General features: G+C 72.5%; 8 protein-coding genes. 6 read left to right on the top strand and 2 right to left on the bottom strand.

The window, feature by feature from the left end; translation table 11 throughout:
* Position 1: 1 nt before the first annotated feature.
* Positions 2 to 3,643, bottom strand: a complete 3,642-nt coding sequence (gene mfd / locus O7627_RS04660; protein ID WP_278098159.1) for a transcription-repair coupling factor — start codon at positions 3,641 to 3,643, stop codon at positions 2 to 4.
* Between the two features lie 194 nt (positions 3,644 to 3,837).
* Here mfd and O7627_RS04655 point away from each other — a divergent pair, with 194 nt between their 5' ends.
* Both O7627_RS04655 and O7627_RS04650 read left to right on the top strand, forming a co-directional pair.
* The gene (locus tag O7627_RS04655; protein WP_278092257.1) at positions 3,838 to 4,920 is read left to right on the top strand and encodes a hypothetical protein; all 1,083 of its coding nucleotides are present in this window, start codon (positions 3,838 to 3,840) and stop codon (positions 4,918 to 4,920) included.
* Between the two features lie 237 nt (positions 4,921 to 5,157).
* Positions 5,158 to 6,066, top strand: coding sequence for a DUF559 domain-containing protein (locus O7627_RS04650; RefSeq protein WP_278092256.1), 909 nt, complete (start codon positions 5,158 to 5,160; stop codon positions 6,064 to 6,066).
* A gap of 325 nt (positions 6,067 to 6,391) precedes the next feature.
* Here O7627_RS04650 and O7627_RS04645 read toward each other — a convergent pair whose 3' ends face one another.
* Entirely contained in the window at positions 6,392 to 7,147 is a 756-nt protein-coding gene (locus O7627_RS04645; protein WP_278092255.1) for a TetR/AcrR family transcriptional regulator, read from the bottom strand.
* A 90-nt stretch (positions 7,148 to 7,237) separates the two neighbouring features.
* Between O7627_RS04645 and O7627_RS04640 the strand changes: the two genes are divergently transcribed.
* From O7627_RS04640 to O7627_RS04625, 4 genes are all read left to right on the top strand, one after another.
* Positions 7,238 to 8,227 (top strand): ATP-binding cassette domain-containing protein, encoded by a 990-nt coding sequence (locus tag O7627_RS04640; RefSeq protein WP_278092254.1) that lies wholly within the window; start codon positions 7,238 to 7,240, stop codon positions 8,225 to 8,227.
* Positions 8,224 to 9,078, top strand: a complete 855-nt coding sequence (locus tag O7627_RS04635; protein ID WP_278092253.1) for an ABC transporter permease — start codon at positions 8,224 to 8,226, stop codon at positions 9,076 to 9,078. Before O7627_RS04640 ends, O7627_RS04635 begins: the two co-directional genes overlap by 4 nt.
* A 457-nt stretch (positions 9,079 to 9,535) precedes the next feature.
* Positions 9,536 to 11,398 (top strand): family 16 glycoside hydrolase, encoded by a 1,863-nt coding sequence (locus O7627_RS04630; protein WP_278092252.1) that lies wholly within the window; start codon positions 9,536 to 9,538, stop codon positions 11,396 to 11,398.
* A gap of 23 nt (positions 11,399 to 11,421) precedes the next feature.
* On the top strand, positions 11,422 to 12,549 hold the full coding sequence (locus O7627_RS04625; protein ID WP_278092251.1) for a multicopper oxidase domain-containing protein: 1,128 nt from the start codon (positions 11,422 to 11,424) through the stop codon (positions 12,547 to 12,549).
* Positions 12,550 to 12,563: the final 14 nt, after the last annotated feature.

The following is a 12,563-nucleotide window of genomic DNA, read 5'->3' as shown; positions in this document are numbered from 1 at the left end:
CTCACGCACTCTTCGAGGTGGCCGGAACGGGGTCGCCGAGCACATCGGCGAGGAACTGGCCGGCCCAGTCGAGCAGGGCCTGGTCGCGCAGCGGCTCGCCGCCGACCCGGCGGGTGCTCGGTCGGGGCACGCTCACCTGGTCGGTGACCTGCTTGTAGACCGCGTCCGGGTGGTAGCGCTTGAGCCGCAGCTGCTTCGAGTCGGGCAGCACCAGCGGGGCGAACCGCAGGTGCCGGCCCTGCACCGAGACGTCGGTCAGGCCGTACGAGCGGGCCAGCAGCCGGAACCGGGCCACCGCCACCAGGTTGGCGACCGGCTCGGGCGGCTCGCCGTACCGGTCGGTCATCTCGGCGACCACCTCGCGCAGCCGGTCGGCGTCGCGGGCCTCGGCGAGCTTGCGGTACATCTCCAGCCGCAGCCGCTCCACCGCGATGTAGTCGTGCGGCAGGTGCGCGTCGACCGGCAGGTCAACCTTCACATCGGCCTCTTCCTCCGGCCGTTCCCCCTTGAACTGCTGGACGGCCTCGCCGACCATCCGCACGTAGAGGTCGAAGCCGACCCCCTCGATGTGGCCGGACTGTTCGCCGCCGAGCAGGTTGCCGGCGCCCCGGATCTCCAGGTCCTTCATGGCCACGTACATGCCGGCGCCCAGCTCGGTGTGCTGGGCGATGGTGGCCAGCCGCTCGTGGGCGTGCTCGGTCAGCGGCCTCTCCGGCGGGTAGAGGAAGTACGCGTACGCCCGCTCGCGGCCCCGGCCGACCCGGCCCCGGATCTGGTGCAGCTGGGCCAGCCCGAGCATGTCGGCCCGCTCCACGATGAGCGTGTTCGCGTTCGGGATGTCGATGCCGGACTCCACGATGGTGGTGCAGACCAGGACGTCGAACTCCTTCTCCCAGAAGCCGACCATCACCTTCTCCAGGGCGTCCTCGCCCATCTGCCCGTGGGCCACGGCGACCCGCGCCTCGGGCACCAGCTCGCGGATCCGCCGGGCCGCCCGGTCGATCGACTCGACCCGGTTGTGCAGGTAGAAGACCTGGCCGTCGCGGAGCAGCTCACGGTGGATCGCCGCCGCCACCTGCCTGTCGTCGTACGCACCGACCGAGGTGAGCACCGGGTGCCGCTCCTCGGGCGGGGTGGCGATGGTGGACATCTCCCGGATGCCGGTGATCGCCATCTCCAGGGTGCGCGGGATCGGGGTGGCCGACATGGTCAGCACGTCGACGGCGGTCCGCAGGGTCTTGAGGTGTTCCTTGTGCTCGACGCCGAACCGCTGCTCCTCGTCGACGATCACCATGCCGAGGGACTTGAACCGGGTGGCCGACTGGAGCAGCCGGTGGGTGCCGATCACGATGTCGGCGGTCCCCTCGGCCGCCGCCTCCAGCGTCAGCTCCGCCTCCTTCGGGGTCTGGAACCGGGAGAGCTGCCGGATCTCGACCGGGAACTGCCCCATCCGTTCGGCGAAGGTGTTGTAGTGCTGCTGGGCCAGCAGGGTGGTCGGCACCAGCACGGCCACCTGCTTGCCGTCCTGGACCGCCTTGAACGCCGCCCGCACCGCGATCTCGGTCTTGCCGTAGCCGACGTCGCCGCAGATCAGCCGGTCCATCGGGGCGGACTGCTCCATGTCCCGCTTGACCTCGTCGATCGCGGCGAGCTGGTCGGGCGTCTCGGTGTACGGGAAGGCGTCCTCAAGTTCCCGCTGCCAGGGCGTGTCCGGCCCGAACGCGTGCCCCTTGGACGCCTTGCGGGCGGCGTAGAGCTGGATGAGCTGGGCCGCGATCTCGCGGACCGCCTTGCGGGCCCGGGCCTTGGCCTTCTGCCACTCCGAGCCGCCCATCTTGTGCAGCGTCGGCATCTCCCCGCCCACGTAGCGGGAGAGCTGGTCCAACTGGTCCGTCGGCACGAAGAGTCGATCACCCGGCTGTCCCCGCTTGGCCGGGGCGTACTCGATGACCAGGTACTCCCGCTCGGCGCCGTTCACGGTCCGCCGGACCAGTTCGACGTACCGCCCGATGCCGTGCTGCTCGTGCACCACGTGGTCGCCGGCGCGCAGCTCCAGCGGGTCGATGGTGTTGCGCCGCCGGCTCGGCATCTTGCGCATGTCCCGGGTCGACGAGCCGCGCCCGCCCGTGACGTCGTTGCCGGTGACGACGGCGAGGCGGGACGCCTCGTCGAGGAAGCCGTGGTTCAGCGACCCGCAGGTGATCAGCAGTTCACCCGGCCGGGGCGGCGCGTCGACGGCTTCGGTCAGGGTGGCGCCGATGCCGGCGTCCCGCAGCACCTCGACCGCGCGCTGGGCGGGGCCGTGCCCCTCGAAGACCATGGCGACCGCCCAGCCGTCGCCGGTCCAGCGCTTCAGGTCGTCGACCACCCGGCTGGTCTCGCCGTGGTACAGCGGCGTGGGCTGGGCGGCGAGCACGAGCGCCTCGCCCTCGTCGGGGGTGACGGTGACCTGCTCGGCCGGGTCGAGCCACGGCTCGTCGGCGGCCGGCGCGGCCGGCTCGGCCAGCCCGAACGGCGAGACCGACCACCATGCCTGGCCGAGGGCGGCGACGGTGGCGCGTACCTCGGAAAGGCTCTTGAAGGCGGCGGCGCCGAGGTCGATCGGGGCCTGGCCGCCGACGGCGGCCGCGGCCCAGCTCGCCTCCAGAAACTCCGCCGAGGTTCGCACCAGGTCGTGCGCGCGGGTCCGGATCCGCTCCGGGTCGCAGAGCAGTACGTGGGTGCCGGGCGGCATGCAGTGGGGCAGCAGTTCCATGCTGTCGCCGTCGATCAGGACGGGGGCGAGCGACTCCATCCCCTCCACCGGGATGCCCTCGGCGAGCTTGTCCAGGATCTCGGCCAGTTCGGGGTGCTGCTCGGCCAGCTCGGCGGCCTTGCGCCGGACCTCGGGGGTGAGCAGCAGTTCGCGGCAGGGCGGCGCCCAGAGCGCCGGCACGGCTTCGATGGTGCGCTGGTCGGCGACGGCGAAGGTGCGGATCTCCTCGACGTCGTCGCCCCAGAACTCGACCCGGGACGGGTGCTCGTCGGTGGGCGGGAAGATGTCCAGGATGCCGCCTCGGACGGCGAACTCGCCGCGCTTGGTGACCAGGTCCACCCGCGCGTACGCCATGTCGGTCAGCCGCCGGGCGGTCTCCTCCAACCCGGCCTCGACCCCGGTGCGCAGGTAGACCGGCGTTAGGTCGCCCAGGCCCTTGAGCTGGGGTTGCAGCAGCGACCGGACCGGCGCGACGACGACCTGGAGTGGGCCGCCGCTCTCCGGGATCTCCGGGTGCGCCAGCCGGCGCAGCACCGCCAGCCGACGGCCGACCGTGTCCGACCGGGGGGAGAGCCGCTCGTGCGGCAGGGTCTCCCAGGACGGGAAGACCGCCACCCGGTCGGCCGGCAGCAGGCTGCCCAGCGCGCCGGCCAGGTCGTCGGCCTCCCGGCTGGTGGCGGTGACCGCGAGCACGGGCCGGCCGGCCCCGCCGGCGGCCGGTTCAGCGGCGACCACGGCCGCCACGAACGGCCGCAGCGCCGGCGGCGCGGTCAGGTCGAGCCCGTCGGCGCGCGCGTCGCGGGCCTGGTCTCCCTCGCCGCGGGCGAGGTCACGGGCCCGGGCCAGCGCGGGGTCGCCGAGGGCGGCGCTGAGCAGACCGGCGAGCACGCTCATGATCACAACCTCTGAGTGGTGGTGCGTCCGGCGTTGTCGGCACGCGAAGATGCCCCGCGCCGAGGGCGGTACGGGGGTGTACCCCCAGCCTATCCCGCTCGGGAGCGCCCCCGAAGCCCTGACCATCCGCCGCCGGAGCGTGGCGACAAGAGCCTCAGTAGCTGTCAATCTCCGCTTAAGCTGACAATATGGGCGCTACCGCTGCGGATCGCACCGATGAGAAGCCGAAGACCCGGGTACTCTCCACCGTCGGCATGCTGCTCGGCGTCCTGGCGGTCGGCACCGCGTTCCTCGCCGCGCACGTCGGCGCCCTGCACCAGCCCACCCCGAAGGACGTCCCGGTCGGGGTGGCCCGCACCGACCAACGGGCGGTCGCGCTGCTCGACGCCGTCCGCGCCGAAACCGACAAGATCCAACCCATCCGGTACGCCGACCCCGACGCCGCCGACGAGGCCCTCGCCGAACGCGCCGTCTACGCCATCCTGGCCAGCGCCCCCGCCGGCGGCAGCAACCCTCCCGGCGGCAGCTCCCCTGGCGGCGACAGCGAATCTGGCGCCGCGCTGACCCTCACCGTCGCCAGCGCCTCCGCGCCGACCGCAACCGACCTCATCCAGCAGGTGCTGGCCGGGGCCGCCAAGCGCGCGGGAGTCACCCTCGACGTCACCGACGCGGCCCCGACCTCCGCCGCCGACCCGCGCGGCCTGGTGCCGTTCTATCTCACCTCCGGGCTGGTCTTCGGCGGCTACCTGGCGGCCACCATGCTGTCGCAGGCCGGCGGCACCGCCGCGCCGAACCCGCGCGCCAGCGGCATACGCATCGCCGCGCTCGGCGGTTACTCTGCGCTGCTCGGCGTCATCGGCGCCGTCATCGCCGGCCCGGTCGTGCACGTGTGGGACCACGACCTGGTCGCCGTCGCGGCCGCCGGAGCGCTGGTCACCCTCGCCGCGGCGCTGCTCGCCGCCGCCGTGCAGTCCTGGCTCGGGCCGCTCGGCACCGGGCTGGTCATCCTCCTGCTGGTGGCGCTCGGCCCACCGACGTCGGGCGGGGCCACCGCGCCGGAGTTCCTACCGTCGGCACTGCGCGGCGTACACCGCTGGAACATCCCCGGCCTCGGCACCGACCTGATCCGCTCGGTCGCCTACTTCGACCACCGCGCCTTCCTCCGCCCACTGACCGGACTGGTCGGCTGGGTGGCCTTCGGCCTCGCCGGAACGTTCACCGCCACCATCGTCAAGAACCGCCGCCGAGCCCGGGAGCGCCGCTCGGGTTGACCAGGCAGTGACGAACCGGACCAGGCTCAGCACACCCGGTTCGGCGGCGCGATCACCGCCGCCCGGCCCCACCCGCCACCCCGCGGCACACCGCCACCCCACCTTCACGCCGCCACTCCACCCGCACTCCGCCACGCGGCACGCCGCCAACCCAACGACGGCAGCGGGTCGTCAGCCCGGGGCAGGCGAGCCGGGTAGGGGCAGCGGGTGACTGGTCGGCTACGGCAAGCTTTCCGGATGCCCCGCGCCGCCCACGTTCCGCGTGACCTGTCGTTTGTTCCGTTCGCCGGCAGCCGCGCCATCGCCGACGGCCAGCTCACCCCCGCGATGCTGCGCGGGCCAGCCTGGCGGCGGTTGCTGCCCGACGTCTACGTCCACGCCGACGCGTTCGACGCCGACGACCACCGGATGTGGTGCGACGCGGTCGCCCTCAGGCTCCCCGCCGGCGGCGCGATCGCCGGATTCAGCGCCGCATACCTGCACGGGGTCAATCTGCTCCCCCGCAACGCTCCCGTCACCGTGATCCTTCCCGGCGCCGCGCGGCTGCGGCCGCACCCCCGGATCAGCGCAAGTCACGACGCTCTCTCGCCCGACGACGTCACCCGGTTCGGTGAGCTGCGGCTCACCACCGGCACCCGCACCGCCTTCGACCTCGGCCGGAAGCTGCCGCGCGCGGAGGCCCTGGTTGCCGTGGACGCGCTCCTGCACCGCCGGGCCACCCGACTCGCCGCCCTCACCGACTACCTGCTGGCGCACCAGGGATGGCCCGGCATAGTGCAGCTGCGCACCATGCTCGACCTGGCCGAGCCGTTGAGCGAATCTCCGATGGAAACCCGCCTCCGCCTGCTCCTGCTCGACGCCGGCCTCCCCCGGCCCGTCGCCCAGCACGAGGTGCGGGCCAAGTCTGGGCGCCTACTCGGTCGGGTCGACCTCGCCTACCCGCACTGGCGAATCGCCATCGAGTACGAGGGCGACCACCACCGCGAACGCGCCGCATTCCGCCGTGACGTCACCCGCCTGAACACTCTCCGCACCGCCGGATGGCTTGTGCTCCGCTTCACCGCAACCGACGTCCTACGCACTCCATCCCAAACCACCCACCAGGTAGCGGCAGCCATCCGCGAACGCCGCGGCAGCACTTGTTGATCTGAGCGCTACTGCTGTTAAAACACCCGGGAAACAGCAGTAGCGCTCAGATCAACAGTTGGTGGGCGCGGCTGGCCGCGGGCGCGGCGCGCTCGGCGCCGCGGGCGGCGCGCGGCGGGCGGCGCGCGGCGGGCGCCGCGGGCGGCGCGCGGCGGGGCGCGCGGCGGGCGGCGGGCGGCGGGCGGCGCGCGGCGCGCGGCGGGCTCGGTTGGGGCTGTGAGAGGCGGGCGGCGGGCGCGGCGGGCGGCGCGCGGCGGGCTCGGTTGGGGCTGTGGGAGGCGGGCGCAGCGGGAGGCGGGTGCGGTGCGGTGCTCGTGGTGGGGGGTCAGGTGGGGAGGTGGGCGGCTATGCCGTCGAGGAGGCGGGCTAGGCCGAACTCGAAGGCGCGGGTGGGGTCGGCGGGGGCGTTGTATTCGGCGCCGGCCGCCGCGCCGACCCGGGCGGCGATCGGGTAGCGCTCGGCGTCGAAGACCTTCTCCAGCAGCGGCGCCCACTCGGCCCACCACTCGTCGTCGGTCTTGCCGGTGCGCCCGACCGCCTGGGCGGCCTCGATCTGACCGCGCACCGCACCGTGCACGTAGTCGGCGAGCAGGCTGACCACCAGGTCCATCTCGACGTCGGTGAGGCCGAGGCCGTCGACGGCGGCCAGTTCGTGGTCGTACTTGGCGATCAGGTTGGGGCCGAGCACCGGGCGGCCGGTGGCGACCTGGAGCAGCCAGGGGTGGCGCAGGTAGAGGTCGCGGTTGGCGCGGGCGATCCGGGTCAGCCGCTCCCGCCAGCCGACCCCGTCCTCGGTGGGCAGCGGCACCTCGCCGAGGACGGTGTCGAGCATGACGTCGACCAGCTCCGCCTTGCTGGGCAGGTAGGTGTAGAGGGACATGGCGGTGACGCCGACATCGTCGGCGACCCGGCGCATGGAGAGGGCGGCCAGCCCCTCCCGGTCGGCGATGCCGATGGCCGCCGCCGCGATCCGCTCCACGGACAGCCGCGGCTTCGGCCCCCGCTTCGGGCGGTCCTGGATGCCCCAGAGCAGTTCCATGCTCCGCTTCGGGTCGCCGCTGGCGCTGTACTCCGTCGTCACCCGCTCATTCTCCCCGCTAGCAACTCTATACGGCGTACGCTATAGTTCCCCGGCCAACTTTGTACACCGTACGGAGATAAGGGGTTCCGCATGGGCTACTCGGTGATTACCGAAGGGCTGCGCAAGCGGTACGGCGAGACCGCCGCGCTCGATGGGCTCGACCTGGCGGTCGGTGCCGGCACCATCCACGGGCTGCTCGGCCCGAACGGCGCCGGCAAGACGACAGCGGTCCGCATCCTCACCACCCTGCTGCGGCCCGACGGCGGCCGGGCCGAGGTCGCCGGCTGCGATGTCAGTCGGGACGCCACCCGGGTGCGGCAGCGCATCGGGCTGGTCGGTCAGCACGCGGCGGTGGACGAGGTCCTCTCCGGCCGGGAGAACCTGATCATGTTCGGCCGGCTCTACCACCTGGGGCGGCGGCCCGCCGGCCGGCGGGCCGACGAGCTGCTCGACCGCTTCGACCTGGCGGAGGCGGCCGGCCGACCGGTGGGCAAGTACTCGGGTGGGATGCGCCGCCGGCTGGACCTGGCGGCCTCGCTGATCCTCTCGCCGGAGGTGCTGTTCCTGGACGAGCCGACCACCGGGCTCGACCCGCGCGGCCGCAACGAGGTCTGGTCGGCCATCCGCGCCCTGGTCGACTCCGGCACGACGGTGCTGCTGACCACCCAGTACCTGGATGAGGCGGACCAGCTCGCCGGGCGGATCTCGGTGGTCGACGGCGGCCGGGTGATCGCGGACGGCACCCCGGACGAGCTGAAGTCGATTATCGGTGGCGACCGGCTCGACATCGTCCTGACCGCCGCCGCCGACCTGGCCGCGACGGCCGAGCTGCTCGGTCGGGTGACCGGGACCCGGGTCGGGACGGACGACGAGGCCCGGCGGATCAGCGCGCCGGTCGCCGACCGGGTGGCCACGCTCACCGAGGTGGTCCACGCGCTGCACGACTGGGGCGTGCCGGTCGAGGACATCGTCCTACGCCGGCCCACCCTCGACGAGGTGTTCCTGCGGATCACCGGCGACCCGCCGGATCCGGCGCCGAAGCAGGATCCCGGGTCGAGGACGGAGCGGGAGTCGGTATGACGAGCTTGGACATGGTCACCACGGACCCCAGGCCGCACCGGGCACCGGCCCGGACGCCGCTGGCCCGGCTCGGCTGGGCGTTCGCGGACGCGGCCACCATCACCAGCCGCGAACTGCTGCACTGGCGGCGGCAGCCAGCGCAACTCCTGATCGGGCTGCTCTTCCCGATCATGGTGGTACTGATGTTCGGCTACCTGTTCGGTGGCGGGATGGCGGTGCCCGGCGGCGGGAACTACCGGGAGTTCCTGTTGCCCGGCATGTTCGCGCTGACGATGGCGTTCGGCATCGAGGCCACCTTCACGGCGGTCAGCGCCGACGCGACGAAGGGAGTGACGGACCGGTTCCGGTCGATGCCGATGGCCGGGTCGGCGGTGGTGGTCGGGCGCAGCGCAGCGGACATGCTCAACTCCGCGCTGGGGCTGGCCGTGCTGGTGGCGTGCGGGCTGGCGGTCGGCTGGCAGTGGCATCACGGGGTGCCGGCGGCCCTGGCGGCGTTCGGGCTGCTCCTGCTGCTGCGGTTCGCGCTGCTCTGGCTGGGCATCCACCTCGGACTGGTGCTGCGCAACCCGGAGGCGGTGCTGGTGCTGCAGATCCTGGTCTGGCCGCTCGGCTTCCTCTCCAGCGCCTTCGTGTCACCGGCGACCATGCCGGGCTGGCTGGGCGCGGTCGCCGAGTGGAATCCGCTGTCCGCGACCGCCACCGCGACCCGGGAGCTGTTCGGCAACCCCGGGTGGAGCGCCGACTCGTGGCCGGCCCGGCACGCGGTCGAGCTGGCCATCGCCTGGCCGGTGCTGCTGATCGCGGTCTTTCTGCCGTTGTCGGTGCGGCAGTACCGGCGGTTGAGCCGCTGACTGTCCAGCCCAGCCCTTCTTTCGTCTGCGCAGAGGAAAGTCAGTGCCATCATGTCGAAAGATGTGGACATGTCGATAGCAAGTCCGTTAGTGTCGCATCGGAAACAACCCGTTCAATTGAGGTGACCGTCGGCGCGGTCAGCTCGTGAGACGTGGCGGACGGGACGCAGCTGCACGTCCCGTCCGCCACGATCGCCAAGGGGCGTGGCACCCCTGCCAGGCAGTCACTGCGTCCACCCCAACCCTCGCGCACCCGGTCGCACCCGATCACGCCCGCGCGGTCGAGGTGCCACCGCAACGCGCCCTCACTCCGCCTGCCAGGCCCTGAACAACATCCATCGTCTGTCCTAAAAGGACGTTGATGAAAGGTGCGTCGGAGATGCCGATCCTCTCGTTACGCCACGGTCCGCCGGGTCACCATCCGGGACCGCGCCGCCACCTCAGGAGCACCGCAACGGTGCTCGTCACGGTCCTCGCCCTGCTGATCGGCTCCACGCCGCTGCCCGCGGCTGCGGCCCAGCAACAGCAGCAGGTGCTCACCTGGACGGCCGGCAACGACATCCTCGCCTACACGTCCGCGCCGGAGACCGCCGAGGCCGGGCCGGCGACCCTGGTCTTCGAGAACAGCGCCGCGACCGGCAACACCACCGGCATGCAGCACACCCTCACCTTCGCGACCGGCGACCCGGCGTACAACAGCGACGTCGACGTGAACCTCGTGGCCGACCCGTTCGACGCCAACGGCGGGCGGTGGACGGTCGACGTGGTGCTGACCCCGGGTACCTACCGCTACTTCTGCGCCATCCCCGGCCACGGCTCGATGACCGGCCTGCTGGTCGTCGGCGACGGCGGCGGCGAGGACACCACGCCGCCGACGGTGACGGCCTCGGTCAGCGGCGACCGGAACGGCGACGGCGCCTACCTGGGCGCCGCGACGGTCACCCTCTCGGCCAGCGACAGCGGCGGCGTCGACAGCGTGGAGTACGCCGTGAACGGTCAGCCCTACGCCCCCTACACCGCCCCGGTGACGGTGAACGAGCCGGGCGAGTACACGATCGGCTACCGGGCCACCGACCTGGCCGGCAACACCTCGGACGAGCGCGAGTTGTCGTTCACAGTGGTGCCGCCGCCGGACCCGGACACCACCCCGCCGGTCGCCACCGCGACGGTCTCCGGCCAGCGCGACGGCAGCGGCGCCTACCTCGGCGCGGCGACCGTGACACTGGCGGCCACCGACGACGACTCCGGCGTGGCCCGGATCCAGTACTCGCTGGACGGGCGGCCGTACGCCACCTACGCGGCCCCGCTCACCGTCAGCCAGCCCGGCCAGCACACCCTCGACTACCGGGCCACCGACGCGGCGGGCAACACCTCGGACCCCGGCACGGTCACCTTCACCGTGGCGACAGTCGAGACCGGACCGGCCTGCCCGGTGACCGACACCCGGCCGACGGTCTGGCTCGGCACCGTGAACAGCGGCGTACCGAACCGGCTCGTCGAGACGAGCTGCTCGATCAACAACCTGATCGAGGACGAGCGGCTCTGGCCGGACCATCCGACCTTCATGGCGCACGTCAAGGAGATCACCGAGCACCTGCGCCACTTCGGCGCGATCAGCCGGCAGGAACGCAGAAAACTGATCGACGACGCTGCCACCTCGAACGTCGGCAAATCAGATGCCCAGACCGGCTACCAGCCGCTGCTCAGCCGGTCGGGTGCGTCGTTCGCCCAGTGGGAACAGGTCGGGGCCGGCGGGTTCACCCGCAACTCCGACGGCTCGATCACCAGCCGGCCGGTCGACGGCCTCGGGATGCTGTGGTTCCCCATCCGGGCGTACGGCGATTTCTCTCTGAAGCTGCAGTGGCGCGACGACGCGCCCGGCGACGGCCGCGCCAACAGCGGCGTCTTCGTCCGCTTCCCCGACGTGCACCAGCATCCGCAGGAGTCCCGCCCCGAATGGGTGGCGATCAAGTACGGGCACGAGATCCAGCTCAACGACCGGACCGACGGCGACCGCTACAAGACCGGATCGGTGTACGGCTTCGACGAGGTCGGCCTTGCCGGCGCCGGGGTCACCCCGAAGGGCACCTGGAACGACTACGAGATCCGGGTGGTCGGGCAGCACTACTCGATCTTCCGCAACGGGGTGTTGATCAACGAGTACGTCAACGCGCCGGACGCCGTCTTCGACCCGCCGCGCGCCGACGACCCGGGCGGCGCCGGCCGGCAGCAGGCCACCGGCTACCTCGGCCTGCAGAACCACGGCACCGGCGATGTCGTGAGCTTCCGCAACGTCCGGATCGCCCCGCTCACGCCATGACCCCCGACAGATTGGATACGACCTTGAGCAACACGATCAACCGCAGGTCGTTGCTGGGATCGCGGGCCGGCCGGCTGGGGCTGGTGCTGACGGTGCTTGTGGTGACCTTCGCCAGCGCCGGCACGGCCCTGGCGATCGGCGCCCGGGTGCAGTTCGCGGAGCAACCCGACGGCTGCGTCCAACCCGACCGCACCATCACGCTGTACGCCGTGGAGCTGCCCCCGGACCCGTCGACCAACCAGGTCCGGCTCGGCTACGGGCTCACCCCGCAGACCGCCTCGTACCCGGGGCCGACGATGGAGATGATCGAGGGCGAATGCCTGGCGATCACCCTGCACAACCAGGTGCCGGAGGCGACCCTGGCGCGGCTGCGCACCGACCCGGAGCACCCGCTCGGCGTCTCGCTGCACGCGCACGGGGTCAAGTACACCCAGCTCTCCGACGGCACCGTGCACAGTGGCTCGTTCGTGCCGGCCGGCCAGTCCCGCACCTACACCTGGTACGCCAAGCCCCGCAACGCCAGGACCGGGTCGCCGGGCACCGCCGGCTACTGGTGGTACCACGACCACGTGGTCGGCGGGGCGCACGGCACCGCCGGGCTGCGGTCCGGGCTCTTCGGCGGGCTGGTGGTCCGCCGGCAGGGCGACCCGCGGCCGGACCGGACCTACGTGACCGTCTTCGGCGACCGGCAGACCATCAACCTGCGGCGAGCCGCCGAGGCGGACACCTGCGACGAGCAGAACCCGCAGCCCGGACCGACCTGCCTGGTCGCCAAGGTGGGTGAGCGGGTCGAGTTCGTGGTGATCGGCATCGGCGACGACATGCACACCTTCCACCTGCACGGCCATTCCTGGGCGGACACCCGCACCGGGGTGGTGGCCGGCGACAACAAGGCCATCGTCGACTCGATCCCGGTGATCGACAACAAGACCCTCGGGCCGGGCGACTCGTTCGGCGTGCAGGTGGTCGCCGGCGACTCGGTCGGGCCGGGGCACTGGATGCTGCACTGCCACATGCAGTTCCACTCCGATCTGGGGATGGCCACCACCCTGCACGTCCTGGACGAGAACGGGGCGATGCCGCCACACCACGGCGGCCACGCGGCCGCGCCCGGCGCCGGCGCACCGGCCGGCCACTCCACCCACTCCTGAGCGACAGTCGAACC

Origin of the sequence: Solwaraspora sp. WMMD1047 (genome assembly GCF_029626155.1) — a bacterium.
GTDB lineage: Bacteria > Actinomycetota > Actinomycetes > Mycobacteriales > Micromonosporaceae > WMMD1047.
This window is presented reverse-complemented; position numbering and strand designations above follow the sequence as displayed.